Source organism: Stenotrophomonas nitritireducens, from assembly GCF_001431425.1.
Taxonomy (GTDB): Bacteria; Pseudomonadota; Gammaproteobacteria; order Xanthomonadales; family Xanthomonadaceae; genus Stenotrophomonas; species Stenotrophomonas nitritireducens.
Genome location: NZ_LDJG01000003.1, coordinates 160,190 through 177,102 on the forward strand (window position 1 = coordinate 160,190; position 16,913 = coordinate 177,102).

The 16,913-nt window shown below is 62.9% G+C and carries 16 protein-coding genes and 1 pseudogene; 10 read left to right on the forward strand and 7 right to left on the reverse strand.

Annotated features, from left to right (window positions below):
- Positions 1–45 precede the first annotated feature (45 nt).
- Positions 46–255: a cold-shock protein gene (locus ABB22_RS02565; protein WP_054665365.1), complete on the reverse strand. Its 210-nt coding sequence runs from the start codon at positions 253–255 to the stop codon at positions 46–48.
- Between the two features lie 232 nt (positions 256–487).
- Here ABB22_RS02565 and ABB22_RS02570 point away from each other — a divergent pair, with 232 nt between their 5' ends.
- The 4 genes from ABB22_RS02570 to ABB22_RS02585 all read left to right on the forward strand — a co-directional run bounded on the left by ABB22_RS02570 (position 488) and on the right by ABB22_RS02585 (position 3,867).
- A complete protein-coding gene (locus ABB22_RS02570; protein ID WP_055769251.1) occupies positions 488–973 on the forward strand; it encodes a DUF456 domain-containing protein in 486 nt (161 codons plus the stop codon).
- Between the two features lie 121 nt (positions 974–1,094).
- Positions 1,095–2,234, forward strand: coding sequence for a phospholipase A (locus ABB22_RS02575; RefSeq protein WP_055769254.1), 1,140 nt, complete (start codon positions 1,095–1,097; stop codon positions 2,232–2,234).
- Positions 2,235–2,239: 5 nt separating this feature from the next.
- Positions 2,240–2,587: an arsenate reductase (glutaredoxin) gene (gene arsC / locus ABB22_RS02580; protein WP_055769257.1), complete on the forward strand. Its 348-nt coding sequence runs from the start codon at positions 2,240–2,242 to the stop codon at positions 2,585–2,587.
- Between the two features lie 170 nt (positions 2,588–2,757).
- Positions 2,758–3,867, forward strand: coding sequence for a sterol desaturase family protein (locus ABB22_RS02585; protein WP_055770301.1), 1,110 nt, complete (start codon positions 2,758–2,760; stop codon positions 3,865–3,867).
- Between the two features lie 58 nt (positions 3,868–3,925).
- Here the strand turns inward: ABB22_RS02585 and ABB22_RS02590 are convergent, their stop codons facing one another.
- From ABB22_RS02590 to ABB22_RS02600, 3 genes are all read right to left on the reverse strand, one after another.
- Positions 3,926–4,561 carry a glutathione S-transferase family protein gene (locus tag ABB22_RS02590; protein ID WP_057505041.1) on the reverse strand — a complete coding sequence of 212 codons (636 nt, stop codon included), beginning with the start codon at positions 4,559–4,561 and terminating at the stop codon, positions 3,926–3,928.
- A 98-nt stretch (positions 4,562–4,659) separates the two neighbouring features.
- Positions 4,660–4,980 (reverse strand): hypothetical protein, encoded by a 321-nt coding sequence (locus ABB22_RS02595; protein ID WP_055769262.1) that lies wholly within the window; start codon positions 4,978–4,980, stop codon positions 4,660–4,662.
- A 75-nt stretch (positions 4,981–5,055) separates the two neighbouring features.
- The gene (locus ABB22_RS02600) at positions 5,056–6,573 is read right to left on the reverse strand and encodes a fumarate hydratase (RefSeq protein WP_055769265.1); all 1,518 of its coding nucleotides are present in this window, start codon (positions 6,571–6,573) and stop codon (positions 5,056–5,058) included.
- A 309-nt stretch (positions 6,574–6,882) separates the two neighbouring features.
- Between ABB22_RS02600 and sigJ the strand changes: the two genes are divergently transcribed.
- The 3 genes and pseudogenes from sigJ to ABB22_RS02615 form a co-directional block, all read left to right on the forward strand.
- Positions 6,883–7,782 (forward strand): RNA polymerase sigma factor SigJ, encoded by a 900-nt coding sequence (sigJ, locus tag ABB22_RS02605; protein WP_055769267.1) that lies wholly within the window; start codon positions 6,883–6,885, stop codon positions 7,780–7,782.
- 36 nt (positions 7,783–7,818) lie between these two features.
- Positions 7,819–8,265: a carboxymuconolactone decarboxylase family protein gene (locus ABB22_RS02610; RefSeq protein ID WP_055769269.1), complete on the forward strand. Its 447-nt coding sequence runs from the start codon at positions 7,819–7,821 to the stop codon at positions 8,263–8,265.
- 91 nt (positions 8,266–8,356) lie between these two features.
- A pseudogene (locus tag ABB22_RS02615) lies at positions 8,357–8,644 on the forward strand (trimeric intracellular cation channel family protein); the annotation flags it as partial.
- A gap of 331 nt (positions 8,645–8,975) precedes the next feature.
- On the opposite strand, the gene ABB22_RS02620 reads toward ABB22_RS02615, so the two are convergent.
- Together ABB22_RS02620 and ABB22_RS02630 are read right to left on the reverse strand one after the other, a co-directional pair.
- Positions 8,976–10,114 (reverse strand): IS3 family transposase gene (locus ABB22_RS02620; RefSeq protein WP_425477778.1). Its coding sequence is split into 2 segments (ribosomal slippage): positions 8,976–9,916 and positions 9,916–10,114, totalling 1,140 coding nucleotides; the frame shifts between segments, so codons are not numbered across the junction.
- Positions 10,115–10,413: 299 nt separating this feature from the next.
- Positions 10,414–12,030, reverse strand: a complete 1,617-nt coding sequence (locus ABB22_RS02630; protein WP_082443605.1) for a TIGR04141 family sporadically distributed protein — start codon at positions 12,028–12,030, stop codon at positions 10,414–10,416.
- Positions 12,031–13,142: 1,112 nt separating this feature from the next.
- On the opposite strand from ABB22_RS02630, the gene ABB22_RS02635 reads away from it, so the two are divergent.
- On the forward strand, positions 13,143–13,964 hold the full coding sequence (locus ABB22_RS02635; protein WP_152984006.1) for a TIR domain-containing protein: 822 nt from the start codon (positions 13,143–13,145) through the stop codon (positions 13,962–13,964).
- A gap of 244 nt (positions 13,965–14,208) precedes the next feature.
- Here the strand turns inward: ABB22_RS02635 and ABB22_RS02640 are convergent, their stop codons facing one another.
- A complete protein-coding gene (locus ABB22_RS02640; protein WP_055769273.1) occupies positions 14,209–15,429 on the reverse strand; it encodes an HNH endonuclease in 1,221 nt (406 codons plus the stop codon).
- Positions 15,430–15,848: 419 nt separating this feature from the next.
- On the opposite strand from ABB22_RS02640, the gene ABB22_RS02645 reads away from it, so the two are divergent.
- On the forward strand, positions 15,849–16,493 hold the full coding sequence (locus ABB22_RS02645) for a trimeric intracellular cation channel family protein (RefSeq protein WP_055769275.1): 645 nt from the start codon (positions 15,849–15,851) through the stop codon (positions 16,491–16,493).
- A 61-nt stretch (positions 16,494–16,554) separates the two neighbouring features.
- Positions 16,555–16,872, forward strand: a complete 318-nt coding sequence (locus ABB22_RS02650; RefSeq protein ID WP_055769277.1) for a BON domain-containing protein — start codon at positions 16,555–16,557, stop codon at positions 16,870–16,872.
- Positions 16,873–16,913 lie beyond the last annotated feature (41 nt).

Genomic DNA, 16,913 nt, shown 5'->3' on the forward strand with positions numbered 1-16,913 from the left:
GCCCGCTTGCGCGGGCCTTTTCGCTTTCCTGTTCCGCGGGCTGTATCAGACCGGCTGCACGGCGTCAGCCTGCAGACCCTTCTGCCCCTGGACCACGGTGAAGGTGACCTTCTGGCCTTCCTTCAGGCTCTTGAAGCCCTGGGTCTGGATGGCGCGGAAGTGCACAAACACGTCTTCGCCATTCTCGCGGCTGATGAAGCCGAAGCCCTTGGCGTCATTGAACCACTTGACAATGCCGGTTTCGCGATCGGACATCTCGACTAACTCCCTGTTGCTCTCTCGTATGATGGATACGCCCCGGAAGGCGGCTGACTGCAAGGAGGAAGCGAGGTGCAACGATGCAGCAAATCATGCGATCTACCCATCAGGCCACGATTCACGGTGACCTTGCCAAGCTCAGCGGCTGAAACTTAACCCGACCATAACCAAAAATCAATCGGGTAAAGACAATCTTGTCAACCCCTTTTGGCCATCGCCCGGAACCCGCATGGACTATTCATTCATATTGTATCTGCTAGCGGCCCTGCTGGTGATCGTCGGCATCGCCGGCGTGATCCTGCCCGCCCTGCCCGGCATCCCGCTGGTCTTCGCCGGCTTGCTGGTCGCGGCCTGGACCGACGGCTTCACCCATGTGGGCTGGCTGCCGCTGGTCGTCCTCGGGGTGCTGACCATCATCTCCATCGTGGTCGACGTGCTCTCCACCACCTTGGGTGCGCAACGGCTCGGCGCCAGCCGGCTGGCGCTGGTCGGGTCGCTGGTGGGAACCGTGGCCGGGCTGTTCTTCATGCCGATCGGACTGTTCGCCGGCCCCTTCCTCGGGGCACTGCTCGGCGAGTACCTGCACGGCCGCAAGCTGGGCCAGGCGACCAGGGTCGGCATCGGCACCTGGCTGGGCATCGTGCTGGGCGTGGCGCTCAAGCTCGGTCTGGCCGTGGCGATGCTCGGGGTTTTCGCCATCGCCTGGTTCGTCTGAACCGGGCCCGCGCCGCCGATGACTCCCGCTGCACACGGCAATGACCGACAATCCTGCCGATGGCCCCCGCCCTGAACGTGCAGGGGCCTTCCTCTACCTCGTCCGGATGGACCGCTCCCGTATGCATACGCCCCGCGCCCGCCCTGTCCTGCTGCTCGCCCTGACGGGCTGCTCCGCTGCCGCTCTGGCGCAGGAATCGATCACCACGCCGGCCTCGCCGCAGGCCTGCTTCGCACTGGACTCGGACGCCGCGCGCCTGAGCTGCTACGACCGCGCCCTGGGCCGCACGCCGGCCGACACCCGTGCGGCGGACGCCGCCGCCAGCGCCGCCCAGCAGACGCTCAAGGAAGCCAAGGCCAGCGCAAAGGAGCTGGACCAGCCGCTGCCGCGCCGCAACGAGCTCTTCGCCCACGACGACCTCGCCTCGGCCGTAGCCAACGCCGGCCGCGGTTCGATGCTGGACAGCCGCTGGGAACTGGCCAAGGACTCCAAGCTCGGCCTGTTCCAGCTGCGCGCCTACAAGCCGGTGTACCTGCTGCCCGCGTTCTGGACCGACAAGCCGAACCGGATGCCGCACTCGCCCAACCCGGCCAACACCGTCACCGAGGCCGAGGAACTGGACAACACCGAACTGAAGTTCCAGCTCAGCTTCAAGACCAAAGTCGCCGAGAACCTGTTCGGCGACAACGGCGACATCTGGGTCGGCTATACCCAGAGTTCGCACTGGCAGGCCTACAACAGCGAAATCTCGCGCCCGTTCCGCGAGACCAATTACGAGCCGGAAGCCATGCTCGTCTTCCGCAACGGCTATTCGCTGTTCGGCTGGAACGGCCGCATGACCGGCATCAGCCTCAACCACCAGTCCAACGGCCGCAGCGATCCGCTGTCGCGCAGCTGGAACCGGGTGATCCTCAATGTCGGCCTGGACCGGGACAACTGGGCGATCATGCTGCGCCCCTGGTATCGCATCCCGGAGAAAGCCAAGGACGACAACAACCCGGACATCGAGGACTACACCGGCCGCGGCGACGCCACCCTGGTCTACAACCGCAACGGGCATGAGTTCTCGGTGACCGCGCGCCACTCGCTGCGCGGCGGCGACCGCTCGCACGGCTCGGTGCAGCTGGACTATGGTTTCCCGCTCAACCGGCTGCTGCGCGGGCATGTACAGGTGTTCGACGGCTATGGCGAAAGCATGATCGACTACAACCACCGCGCCACCTATATCGGCGTCGGCATCTCGCTGTTGGAATGGTTCTGAAGGTAATGAACGCAACGATCTGGCACAACAACCGCTGCTCGAACTCGCGCGGCGCTCTGGCCCTGCTGCAGGAGGCCGGCGCCGACATCGAGGTCATCGACTACCTCGCCACCCCGCCCGATCCGGCGACCCTGCGCCAGCTGCTGGACGAGATGGGCATGCCCGCGCGCGACCTGCTGCGCAGCAAGGAAGCCGCCTATGTCGAACTGGGGCTGGCGGACAAGCTCGACGACGAAGCCGCGCTGGTCGAGGCGATGGCGATGCACCCGGCGCTGATCAACCGCCCGATCGTGCGCACGTCCAAGGGCACCGCGCTGTGCCGCCCACCGGAGACGGTGCGCACGCTGCTGTAAGTCCTGGGGAACGCCGCAGAAGCGGCTTCAGCCGCGAAACGACCGCCTCGACAAAGCTCCATCGCGGTCGCAGCCGCTGCTTTGGTCTGCTCCGCCTGCACGCATAAGCGGGCTTGCCGCCCTTGCTGGCGCGCAGGCAGAATCCGGCGATCTTCGACAGGAAGTCCCGCATGGCCCGACCGCACCGCTCCTTCTTCGCCTACGCCTCCGCACTGCTGGGGCTGTTGAGCCTGATGGCGGTGGCCTGCTTCCACTTCCCCGAACTGCTGACCAGCCGCGAGTTCCGCGCCGTCTACAACGAGCAGTTCGCCCGTCACCTGCTGCTGGTCGGGCTGGCCGCGGCTTTCATCCTCGGCACGCTGGCCATCCTGCGCGACCGCAACAAGCACATCGCCACGATCGGCGTCGGCAGCGCGACCCTGGCGGTGCTGCTGGGCGGCACCAACGTGCAGTTCGACGCCATCGGCAGGACGCCCTATTCGCTGGGGCTGGACTGGTTCGTGCTGTCGCTGTTCTTCTCGGCGCTGGTGTTCGTGCCGCTGGAGCGCTACCTGGGCAAGCGCGCGCTTTCGCCGCTGCGCCCGGGCTGGCGCACCGACGTGGCCTATTTCTTCATGAGCCATGTGCTGGTCCAGTTCATCCTGATCCTGGTCACCGCCTCCACCTCCACCATCGCCGGGCTGGCCGCGTTCCCGTCGCTGAAGGCCGCAATCCAGTCGCTGCCGGTCTGGGCGCAGTTCCTGATCGCGGTGTTCGTGGCCGACATGGCGCAGGCGCTGCTGCACCGCGCCTACCACAACGTCCCGTGGCTGTGGCGCTTCCACGCCGTGCACCATTCCAGCCGGCACATGGACTGGCTGGCCGGCTCGCGCATCCATTTCATCGAGATCGTGATGACCCGCAGCGCGGTGCTGCTGCCGCTGCTGGTCCTTGGCTTCTCGACCCCGGCGGTGAACGCCTACGTGATCCTGGTCGGCCTGCAGGCGGTGCTGGCCCACGCCAACCTCGGCATCCGCTTCGGCTGGCTGGAGTACCTGGTGGTGCTGCCGCGCTACCACCACTGGCACCACGCCCGGCAGAAGGAATACATCGACGTGAACTACGCCATCCACCTGCCGCTGGTGGACATGCTGATGGGTACGTTCAAGCTGCCGCGCGACCAGGCGCAGTGGCCGCAGGAATACGGCGTGATGAAGCTGGAGACCGTGCCCAAGGGCATCGTCCGGCAGCACGTGATGCCGTTCCAGGGCGGGCGCCGGTTCGACGACTACGTGGATTGAAGGGTCGGCGGGTGCGCACCGCCTTCCGCTGGCCGCACGCGGGGACGGGCGCCACGCTTCAGGTCCAGTCGCTGATGCCCTCGCGACGGTAGACCTCGGCCAGCGCGGGGCGATCCTTCATCCGCCGCGCATGCGCGGCCAGGACCGGCCAGGCGTCGGCCGGGCACGGCATGTTGCGCGACCAGCGCATCAGCATGGTCAACATGAAATCCACCGCCGAGACCTGCGCGCCCAGCATGTACGGCCCCTCGTCCTGCAGGTGATCGGCGACCTGCTGCCAGGCCGCCTCCAGCTGCACGCGGGCGCGCTCCTTCACCGCGTCGATGCTGGCCTCGCCGGCCGGCTCGTGCGGGTAGAACCACGCGCGGTAGGCCGGCATCAGGGTGTAGACGCAGAAACACATCCAGCGGTAATAGTCGCCGCGCGCCGCCGTACCCGGCGCCGGCGCCAGCCCGGCCTGCGGATGCAGATCGACCAGGTGCATGGCGATGGCCGCCGATTCGGTGAGTACCTGCCCGTCGATCAGCAGCGTCGGCACGCGCCCGGCCGGGTTGATCGCGAGATAACCGGGAGACTTCTGCTGTCCCCGCTCGAAATCGAGCTGGTGCAGTTCGTGCTCGATGCCCAGTTCGATCAACAGCCAGTGCACGACCAGCGAAGCGGTGCTTTGCGATCCATACAGGACGACAGACATGGGGCTCTCCCTGGCAGGCGGTGCGCCATCTTAGCGCCGGAGCGGCCGCCGCATTGCCGGGCGGAAACGCGCCATGGCGCTGCCGCCGGACCTCGCCCTCAGTTGCAGCTGGACATGCAGCTGTTCAACCTCTCGCCGCAGACCGCGGCCGCCGAGCGGTTCTGGCAGAACGCCTGCGAGGTCTGACAGGCCCCGCGCAGCTCAGGATTGGTGATCCTGTCGCACTGGTTGTCGCGGTTGGCCTCGCCGCAATCGCCATAGCCGCGCGGATTGGCGCTGCAGAGCTGATGGGCCTTCTGGCAGTAGCTCACGCAGGCGGCCGGGTCGTTGCGCGGCGGTTCGCGCGAACCCCCATCGCTGGAGCACCCCGCCAGCAGCAGCGATACGCCGATCAGCCCCGTCCACAGCCCTGCACGCATGTCCACAGCCCCATATGGAAACAGCCCGAGCATACGCCCGGGCTGTTTCGATGCCACATCGGACGTGGCGGCGCCTTATTCCACGATCACCGGAATCTTGCCGATGCGGGCCTGCCATTCGCGCGGACCGGTCTTGTGCACCGATTCGCCGGTGGAATCCACCGCCACGGTCACCGGCATGTCCTGCACGGTGAACTCGTAGATCGCTTCCATGCCCAGGTCGGCGAAACCGACCACCCTGGAGGCCTTGATCGCCTTGGACACCAGGTAGGCCGAGCCACCGACGGCCATCAGGTAGGCCGACTTGTTGTCGCGGATCGCCTCGATCGCCGCCGGGCCGCGCTCGGCCTTGCCGACCATGCCCAGCAGGCCGGTCTGCTCCAGGATCTGGCGGGTGAACTTGTCCATGCGGGTGGCCGTGGTCGGGCCGGCCGGGCCCACCACCTCGTCGCGCACCGGATCGACCGGACCGACGTAATAGATGAAGCGCCCCTTCAGGTCGACCGGCAGTTCCTCGCCCTTGTTGAGCATGTCGACCATGCGCTTGTGCGCGGCATCGCGGCCGGTCAGCAGCTTGCCGTTGAGCAGCAGGGTCTGGCCCGGCTTCCAGCTGGCCACTTCCTCGGGGGTGATGGTGTCCAGGTCGACGCGGGTGCCCTTGGAGGCGTCGTAGGTGATCTGCGGCCAGTCTTCCAGCGACGGCGGGTCCAGCATCACCGGGCCGCTGCCGTCCAGAGTGAAGTGCGCGTGGCGGGTGGCGGCGCAGTTGGGGATCATCGCCACCGGCAGGTTGGCGGCGTGGGTCGGGAAATCCTTGACCTTGATGTCCAGCACCGTGGTCAGGCCGCCCAGGCCCTGCGCACCGATACCAAGCGCGTTGACCTTGTCGTACAGCTCCAGGCGCAGCTCCTCGGCACGGTTGGAAGCGCCGCGGGCCTTGAGGTCGTTGATGTCGATCGGCTCCATCAGCGCTTCCTTGGCCAGCAGCATCGCCTTCTCGGCGGTACCGCCGATGCCGATGCCGAGCATGCCCGGCGGGCACCAGCCGGCGCCCATGGTCGGCACGGTCTTGAGCACCCAGTCGACGATGGAGTCGGACGGGTTGAGCATGGCGAACTTGCTCTTGGCCTCCGAACCGCCGCCCTTGGCGGCGACGATCACCTCGACGGCGTCGCCCGGCACCACCTTCACGTTGACCACGCCCGGGGTGTTGTCCTTGGTGTTGGTGCGCTTGCCGGCCGGATCGGCCAGCACCGAGGCGCGCAGCTTGTTGTCCGGGTAGGCGTAAGCGCGGCGGATGCCCTCGTTGGCCATGTCCTCCACGCCCATGGTGGCGTCATCCCAGCGCACGTTCATGCCGATCTCGAGGAACACGGTGACGATGCCGGTGTCCTGGCAGATCGGGCGATGGCCCTCGGCGCACATGCGCGAGTTGATCAGGATCTGCGCCATCGCTTCCTTGGCCGCCGGCGACTCCTCGCGCTCATAGGCGGCGGCAAGGTTCTTGATGTAGTCGGCCGGGTGGTAGTACGAGATGTACTGCAGCGCGTCGGCGATGGACTGGATGAGGTCTTCCTGCTTGATCGATGTCACGGCTTGCTCGAGGCTGGCGGGGGTTGAGCCGGGTATTTTACGCCCTGCCATCCATGGCGGGCGCCCTGCGGGCCATCGCCGCGCGATGTTGGAAACCGCTCCAGGCGGTTTCCTGTCCGCCCTGCCATCCATGGCGGGCGCCCTGCGGGCCATCGCTGCGCGATGTTGGAAACCGCTCCAGGCGGTTTCCTGTCCGCCCCGCCATCCATGGCGGGCTGCAACGCTCCGTCCGCGGCCGCGCGCCGGCCAGTGAGGCAAAGTAGCGGTTTCCCGTTGTCACGCCTGCACGCGCTGCCGCGTCCTTCCCGCATGGACATGACCGCAACCTTCCAGCACCACCGCCCGCGCCTGCTGGCGCTGGCTTACCGCCTGCTCGGCAGCCGCGCCGACGCCGAGGACGTGGTCCAGGACGCCTGGCTGCGCTGGGCCGGCACCGATACCGCGGCCATCGCCGATCCGGAGGCCTGGCTGGTCACCGCCACCACCCGGCTCGGCCTGGACCGCCTGCGCACGGCCACCCGCCAGCGCCTGGACTACGTCGGGCCCTGGCTGCCCGAGCCGCTGCACATCGCCGTGGAGCTGCCGCCCGCGCCCGATCCCGCGCAGGTCCACGCCCTGGCCGAGGACGTCTCGCTGGCCTTCCTGGCCCTGCTCGAACAGCTCGGCCCGGAAGAGCGCGCCGCCTTCCTGCTCAAGGAGGCGTTCGACCATGACTACGGGCTCATCGCCGGCCTGCTCGGCCACAGCGAAGCCAACTGCCGCCAGCTGGTGCATCGCGCGCGCAAACGCCTGCAGGAAGGGCGGCCGCGTTTCGCCGCCGATGCAGGCCAGCACCGACGCCTGCTGGCCCGGTTCATGGAGGCCTCGCAACGGGGCGACAACGCCGCCCTCCAGGCCTTGCTGCATGCCAACGCGCAGCTGGTCTCCGACGGCGGCGGCGTAGTCACCGCGGCGATCCGGCCGTTGCTCGGCGCCGAGCGCATCGGCCAGTTGTTCTGGGCCATCGCGCGCCGCGGCGGCACCCATCCGGCGCGGCTGGGCAGCGTCAACGGCGAGCCGGCGATCCTGCGTTTCGATGGCGACCACCTGCATTCGGTCACCACCATCGTGGTCGACGGCAACCGCATCGCGCGCATCTACAGTGTGCTCAATCCGCACAAACTGCGGGCCCTTGTCACGGCCGAGGACACGGGTGCGTCCTTGCAATGAAGGCGGCCACTGCGGCCGTCCACTGGAGCCCTCCCGATGAGCAGCACTTTCCCCCGCGTTCCCTACACCCGCCTGGCCGCCGATGCGTTCAAGGCCCTGCTGGCGACCAGCCAGGCCGTGCATTCGGCTTCGTTGGAGCCTGGCCTGCTGGAACTGGTGTTCCTGCGGGTCTCGCAGATCAACGGCTGCGGCTACTGCATGGACATGCATGCCACCGCGCTGCGCAAGGCCGGGATCGAGCCGCGCAAGCTGGACACCCTGCCCGCCTGGCATGAGAGCCGCTTCTTCGACGAGCGCGAGCGCGCCGCGCTGGGCTGGGCCGAAGCCCTGACCCGCCTGCCCGACGGCGCGCCGCCGCAGGCCGCGTTCGACGCGCTGGCGCCGCATTTCGACGAGAAAGGCATCAGCGACCTGAGCATGGCGGTGGCGGTGATCAATGCCTGGAACCGCCTCGGCGCCGGACTGCTGCCGCCGTTGCCCTGACCTCTTCCGCGCCGCGTCCATCGCTGCTGGCGGCGCCCATGTGCCCGGGCACGATGGCCGCCGCCAGCGGCAGGCCGCACAATACGGCCGCATGGGAACCCTGGTACTGATCCTCGACCTCATCGGCACCTTCGTCTTCGCCCTGTCCGGCGCGACGATGGGCGTGCGCCGGCGGCTGGACATCTTCGGCGTGCTGGTGCTGTCTTTTGCCGCCGCACTGGCCGGCGGCATCACCCGCGACCTGCTGATCGGCGCCACGCCGGTGGCCGCGATCAGCGACTGGCGTTATCCGGCCATCACCCTGCTGGCTGGCGTGGTCACCTTCTTCTGGGCGCCGCTGATCGAACGGCTGCAGTACCCGGTGCGCATGTTCGATGCCTAATTTGCTGATTTTTCAGCAAATTTCAACAAAATTCCGGTTACACGCCCGATTCCAACTTTCCTGCCCCCGCAACGGACCGCGCTGATTCCGCAGGTGTTTTCTGCTTAACCGTCGCTTCCCGATGAAGTCCCAGAAACGGATGCGGATGATCCGTATCCGGCCATTCCCTTGAGCGGCGTCCTAAGTTGGCTTCCGAGCCACTTACGGAATTCACGCCTCAATGAAAGCCGCCCTCAACAAGCGCATCGCCGCCAGCGCCCAACCCCAAGATCGCCCCTACGAGCTCAGGGACACGCAGGTGCGTGGCCTGATCCTGCGCGTGCAGCCGTCAGGGCATAAAGCGTGGATCGTCACCTGGGCACATGGGAAGCGTCGAACCCTTGGAGCAGCGACGTCCCCCCGCTTTCAGTAGCGGGGCCCTTTTGAGTCCAAATTTAATCGTAGCGGCTTTGGCCGCGAGTAGTTGGGCATGGGCGGCCGGCGTCAGACCTCCCAGGATCTTCTTCGGTCGTTCCTCGTTGTATTCCCGTCGCCAGGTTTCGATCTCGGTACGTGCGTGCAGCAGTGTGGGAAACCAGTGCTCGTTGAGGCATTCGTCGCGTAGGCGGCCGTTGAAACTCTCGATGTAGGCGTTCTGATTGGGCTTTCCTGGCTGGATCAAGCGCAACTGCACGCCTCGCTCGTAGGCCCACGCCACCATCGCCTTGCTACAGAACTCCTTGCCGTTGTCGGTCCGGATCACCTGCGGCAGGCCTCGGGTCAGCGCCAGCCGGTCCAGCACCCGTGCCACGCCGTGGCCGGAGATCGCCCGCTCCACCTCAATCGCTACCGCCTCATGTGTGGCATCGTCGACGATAGTCAGCGCCTTGATTACACGACCCTCGGCGGTGCGATCGAACACGAAGTCCATTGACCAGACCTGGTTGGCTGCCTCCGGCCGCAGCAACGGTTGACGCTCGCCCAGCAGAACTTTCTTCCGCTTGCGCCGACGCACCTGCAACTTGGCGTCCTGATACAAGCATTCCACCCGCTTGTAATTCACTGGCCACTGTTCCTGCCGCAGCTTCAGGTAGATCATCCCCACGCCGTAGCGCTTGTGTCGCTGTGCCAGCGCCAGGATCCTTTCGCGAAGTTCGATATTGCGATCGGGGCGCGGGGCATAGCGCAGTGCGCTGGCGCTCATCCGTACCACGGCCAATGCCCGCCTCTCTGTGAGCCCGCGCTCCATCAAATGCCGCACCAGCGTCCTGCGCGCCGGTGCGCTCACCACTTTTTTCGCAGGGCGTCCTTGATGACGTCGTTCTCCAGCAACTGCTCGGACAGCAGCTTCTTCAGCCGGGCATTCTCCGCCTCCAGCTCCTTGAGCCGCTTGGCCTCCGGCACACTCATGCCGCCGAATTTGCTGCGCCACAGGCAGTAGGACGCCTCACTGAACCCGTGTCGGCGGCACAACTCTTTCACCGCCATGCCGGCCTCTGCCTCACGCAGGAAGCCAATGATCTGTTCTTCGGAAAAGCGCTTCTTCACGTCCAATCTCCGTCTCGTTGGGGATTGAACTCCAAATCACCGCGCTACTCAAAATAGGGGGGACGTCGCTCCTGAATAGAGAAGTTTCAAGTACAGAGCAACAGCTTAAAACAAGAGCCTAGAAGCAAGAGCCTAGACGGTAACAGTACACATCGATACGTCAGCCCCAGAGTCCGAGGTCATCGCCTTGGGCTTTTTGCTTTCCAGCACCTAGCAATCGAATGAAGGGCTGCTCCTGGTCAAACAACCAAGCGCGGCGTAGTAGCAACACCAGCTACCGAAATCCGGAACCCACGTTGACTGAGGTTCTCAAACGTCTTCGACAAGTTCACCTTGCTGAAGAATGGCAGGTTCTGCTTCAGCGTTGCACTGTCTTCGCCGAGAATCAAAAACACAATTTCATAGTCCGCGCTCTTGATGTTACCCAAGGGTACAAGGTCACCAGCAGCAGCATCTACTCTGCGCAACACGGTCCGCGCCTTCTTCCGAAACTCTTTGTCGCCAAGCATGATCTCGGCAGCGACGCCTCCCTGAGCAAAGAGGTGGCTAAGTCCGGCTGAGCCGCCCTTGCGATGCTTCACATGGACCAGCTGTTTGGCTGGTGTCAGAAGATCGCAAAGCTCAATAGCTGAAGTGGTGCGGTTTGTCTTAACAAGCTGTTTGTCCATCAGGAAATAGCCATGCGCCTCGGCTGCACGACTGTTGTAGTCACCCTCCGACTCAATTTTTTCCTTCCCACCCTCTTCCCAAACCTCCACTGCTGGAAATGGAAGAGCCGACACCGGAATCGACTTCAAAGTCTCGGTGATTCGCCCGATAAATGAACCGTCGACCTCATACCATTTCCCATCAAAGACGATTTTTGTTTTATCGCCATCGATGATCTCGAAGTAGATGCAACGATACACCGAGTGCTCGGTGATCTCGCCATCAACGTCATGAACAAACAGCTTGTCCCGCTTGAGTCCATCGACAGTTAGAGCGCCGAGATCATGGATGTTGTCGATGTAGTCTGCGGCATCGATGACGGGACGTACACTACCCTTGCCACGCGTAAAGCTAAATCCCAAGATCTCGTCCCACGCACCAATCTCCGGCAGTGTGATCATAAAGCCAGGATCATGCCTGGTGACAGCTTCGACCAACTCCAAGTTCAGCTGATCAATCAACGCTTCGTCCTTGATCTTGCGAACATTGTCTACCCAAGAAAATGATTTTTTGTAATCTTCATTGGCATAGTAGCCTTTGATTCGACGCGCCAACCCAGGAAGATCTGCAACCTCCATTTCGATACCGAACGAGAACGCGGCGTCACCTCCAGATATATGTTCGAGGTCAATACCCTGCTTGGGGACGCCCGTCACAGCACGGAGCACGTCACGCAGGATGTCAATGCCAAAAACGCTCACCTCCGAGTCACGAGCGGCCTGCGACTTCTTCTGAACCGGCTGATCCTCGAGGGTATGCAAGTCAACGCTACGCAGTGACTTTTCGTCGAGCGTATTCAGTGCAGTGCGCAGCCCAAAGTCCTGCACGAATAGCGATTGCTCCAGCAGGTACCGGCCGTATCCAAAGGTGAAAGCGAAGACATCACCATCAACTCGAACCAAGAGCACCGCCGAACTAGAACGGTTCGCCAAGCCAGGCACATCGAGTCCCGCCGCCTCATCGAGAACTCCGCCCCAAGTTGGCCTCTTCTCCGTACTTCGCTTCACGTACAGCGCGCCATCGATACCTACAACGGGTACTGTTGGATACATATCCACTGGGACGTTAGCGAGTAAATTCGCAAATGTCTGTCCATCGATCAACGGCTTAGCCATAAAAACGTTCAGCCGGCGGTATCCCTTCGCCATTCTACATTCCCCTGTTCCAGACCCTATCGACAGCCCAGTGATGCAGGCTGCCACACGGGCGGAGCATATCAAACAAGGAACGCACCGGCACCCCGACAGAAACGCAGTTTATCTTCGAAGGAAACTAGCACACCAACAGCAATGACTCTTACGATCGCCACGCAATCACCAGCCACGGCAAAGCTCTTGGCATCTCAGCTTTTTACAGTCTTACCATGAAGTGATTTCGTCATGATGCGTTACACATACGTCGCCACTGCATGCGTCGATGACACTCTGGATCTAAACCAACGTACCCGTAATGAAGTCGAGCCCAACACCATGCGCGACCAGTGCAATCGACTCGATCCGTCGTTGCATGCTGCATGCAGCTTTGCTCGCGAGCACAGCGCTTTACTTCAGATATCACATGAAAGCACTGCAAACACGAAATCGATGACACAACCCGCATCGGATCCAAACATGAGCCCGCTCCCGCAGCGCCAACTACTCATGCAAAACGCAAGTCAAACGCATGCGCGAACGGCGTAATGTGCGGCATGCAGGCGGCGGTGGCTTGGTAGATTCCTGCAACGGTGCGGATCTGTCGCCATGTATGAAGTGCTGGCGTAGGTTTGGCTTTGCACCTATGGCGAAAATTTTCGTGCGGCCGTTCCGTCTCATCCAGTGCGACAACTTCCACAGAAGATCAGGGTATCAACCAAAAGGAGCAAGACGATGGACCGTTGGACTTGGATGGCAGTACGGATGTACGCACCGGCTTTGGGGCTATTGGCCGCATCGATGCTGGCAACTTTCGCCATCGAAGGCATGCGACAGTCCGTATTGCTTGCAGGCGCGCACCAAACGGCTCAATGGTTACCGATGATTGGCTTCGGCGTGGGAGCACTGTGGATGTTGATCACGACCTACAGGCTATGGCGCTGGAACCGAGGCGAAAGCACCGACGCTTGCGAGTGCGGCGGACTGCTAGGTCGAGAGCGCGGAGGTCGATATGGCGCATATCGAAAGTGCCTGGCTTGCGCTCGAAACATCAACGAACGCTATTGGCGGTGACAATGTTGAAAAGGCTAGCATGCGTTTAGACTCGGGAAAAATCGCTGGAGGTCAGCTTGACAACCTGTTTTGTGATTCAGCCCTTCGACGGGGGCAAATTCGACAAGCGATTCAATGACTGTCTCAAGCCAGCTATTGAGGACGCAGGACTCATTCCATATAGGGTGGATGGTGATCCATCTGCGGAGGTACTGATTTCCTCGATTGAGGATGGGATAAAAAATGCCGCCATATGCCTTGCGGAGATTACGGCAGACAATGCTAACGTATGGTACGAGCTTGGATTCGCTTTTGCGCTCGGCAAGCCTATAGTGATGGTCTGTGCCAGTGACAGACAGAAGTTCCCGTTCGACATTCAACATCGAAGCGTGATTGTGTATCGCACGGAGTCAACGAGCGATTTCAATGAACTTCGCAATCGCATCACAGACACATTGAAGGCGCGGCTGTCAAAGACCGAGATGCTCAAGCAAGCGGCGGAAAATGAGCTGATCTCTGAGGTAAACGGCGTGTCGCATCCCGAGATGGTCCTTATCGCCGCAGTCGCCTCAGAAGCAAGCAAGCCGACGGACGCCACTAACCTATGGTCGGTTAAACAGTCAGTGGAGCGCCAAGGCATCACTCCTTTGGGTTGCCAGTTGGCGCTGCGAAGACTTCTCAATCGAGAATTTGCCGAGATCAGCGCAATCGACGGCGAGTACGAACAATACGACGGGATCCGATTGACCAACCGGGCATGGCAATGGATCGATGCAAATGACGGCTTGTTTGTAACGAGCAAGCCAAAGAACAAGCCTGATGCATCGACTGGTTCGCGGGTGGCCAATCGTCCTGCATCCATTCCAGATGACTTTATGGACGACGACATTCCGTTCTAGGCTGCCCGCATCCCTGCCATCACTTGCCTGCCGGCTTACAGGCCATTTATAGCCCCTGAAAACTGGCCAACTCTTTATTCCACAAGGTGATCTCCAGCCCATCGCTCGCATGACTGATGCGACGCTCTGAGGTTCAAGCGATCAACGAGGCCAGTCCATGCAAATGAGGCTGGTCCTCCTCCCCGACCGCCCTACGCAAAGCGCCCGCATCTTGGTGCGGCATAGATGATGCGTCCCCCGGCTGTCACCAGGCACACATCGCACGGTGTCGCCCAAGCTCAATAGAACTGGGGCGTTGATGTGGGAGCTTGGTATCAATCAGTCTGCGACCTGTAAGAGCCTCGTACTCAGTTCCCTTCAGTGCCGGTGACGTTTCGACGGTCATTGTGTCCGGATTGACTGCGATCAGCTTCAGGTCGAAGAGGGTGTGGATGTCGGCTCTGAGCAGCAGCCCGTTAGAGCACACATTGGTCTGATCGCCCTTGTAGCCAAAAATATGTGCAGCTTCCAGGATGGCCTCAACCTGACATTCCGTGATCGCGCATGTCTTGTTGTATGCATCCAGCAAGGCGTTCCGGAACTTCCGCTGCCCGCGTCGACGGACGATGGTTGCCATAACGCGGTCACGCTCATCCTGCTGGTCAGTGGAATCGAATGCGCCACTATCCTCGGCTTCAGTCTGCGCGGCATCTATTGCATCCGCTATCGGGTCCGACTTCAATCGAACCGAGAGCTGCGTTCTGCTGACCTCTACTGGGGCAAGGTAGATCTCCCACGTGCCGTGTACTGCCTGGTCGTAAAGCTCGTAAGTGGCGCTTGAGCCTTTGCCAACCTTGAACAGTCGATCACAGTCGTGATCGCTATCGGTTGTCCTCGGTGTTTTGTTGTAGCTGTGAGACGTCCGGGATGGGCTGTTGACCGAGAGTAGGTCCAGGTCAGTTCCGGCATTGCTGGGGTTGTAGTCCGGCTTGTGCTTGAGGATGAAGTCACGGACTTCGGATGCGGTTGCGCGCCCATCAAGTCCTGCAACCGCATCCAAGGCGAGTTGGCGCGTCGTTGTGGACTTTGCGGCGGTAGCTCGGACGAGTTGAAACGTAGTAGGGCCGCCACCGGAGTGGCTGACGTACTCGAAGGGGCCTTGATAGACGAAGCCTGCGCCGGGGTACTGGTACTTACGCATCCTGTGGAAAAGGATCAGTTCGTTGCCGTGAGCCTGGTGGTGCAGGATGTAGTGGTCAGTCCGGCCCATCGTCTGTCCCTGCATGGTCAGGGTGTCGCCATCCAGATGGTCGTGGTATTGCGTCCTGTCGGCGGTCTTGTCCTCGGTCACAAAGAGCCAGACCGACTGGTACCCCTTGTGCGGAAAGATGCCGTTGTTGAGCGTGGCGTCAGTGATTCCGAACAGCGCGCGGAGCTGATCACGGGTGTAGACCTTGCCAATTTCAAGCTTTTGAGATGATTTCATGGATCCATCCGCTGATTAATTCCAAAGAGCCTGCTGGCACTCAAGTGCCAGCAGCATGTCGCGCGATGATAATTAATTGATCGGGTAGGGGTTTCGTAGCCTGAGTGGCCAGCTTGCGAACGCGATGCCCTGTTTCCTAGCTGTAAGCCCGGCTTATAGGCCACTTCCCGCCCATGCGACTCGGACCTAACTGATTGTTCCGCAAGGCAGATACGGCCCCTCCTGCTCGCATGAAGTATGCGCACCGCCGAATGCCGTCCCTCTGCCCCTCCGAGCAAGAACCACACCGCTGCAAACGAGGACAATCCACATCCTCGATATCTCAGGGCTATCGACTACCATCAACCCGGTTTAGGTGGCACTTACCCCGCCCCGTCGCAAGACCGGGCCAAGCAGCCGATCAGGCACAATCCCCGCCCATGAACACGCTCGTCCTGATCCTCGACCTCATCGGCACCTTCGTCTTCGCCCTGTCCGGCGCGACGATGGGGGTGCGCCGGCGGCTGGACATCTTCGGCGTGCTGGTGCTGTCTTTTGCCGCCGCACTGGCCGGCGGCATTACCCGCGACCTGCTGATCGGCGCCACGCCGGTGGCCGCGATCAGCGACTGGCGCTATCCGGCCATCACCCTGCTGGCCGGCGTGGTCACCTTCTTCTGGGCGCCGCTGATCGAACGGCTGCAGTACCCGGTGCGCATGTTCGATGCGATGGGCCTGGCGCTGTTCGCCGTGGCCGGCACGCAGAAGGCGCTGGCCTTCGGCATCGCCCCGCCGATGGCCGCCGCGCTGGGCATGCTCACCGGCATCGGCGGCGGCATCGCCCGAGACGTGCTGCTGGCGCAGGTGCCGCTGGTGCTGCAGGCCGAGCTGTATGCGGTGGCCGCGCTGGCCGGCGCGGCGGTGGTGGCCCTGGGCTACTGGCTCCGGCTGCCGGCCCTGCCCTGCGCGCTGGCCGGTGCGGGGCTGTGCTTCGGGCTGCGGATGATGGCCATGCACTACGGCTGGCACCTGCCGGTGGCGCTGCAGTCCTCCGATCCGCCGCCGCCGGAAGGTCCGCGCCGCTGAGGTGACGGGACGCTCACGACGCCTGCGCCATGGTTGGGCTCCTTTCCTGCAGGAGAACGCCATGGCCGCGGAACGTTCCGACACCCTGATCGGCGACGATGTGGTGCGCATGCTCGGTGCGCAGGGCCAGACCTCGCAGGTACTGGCGCAGGTCAAGGACGGCCATGTCACCCTGTCCGGCGACGTGCCGGATGCAGCGGCGAAACAGCAGGTGGAAGCGCAGGTGGCCGCCATCGAGGGCGTGCGCGGCGTGCGCAGCCACCTCAACATCGACAGCGGCCGGCGCTCCTTCGGCCCGCGTGGCCGGGCCGTGCGCGACAACCCGGACGGCACCGACGACGCACGCATGGGCGACATCGACCTGGACGAAAACGGCTGAACCCGGCGGGCAGCAGGTAACCTGATCCGGCCCTGCCGCCC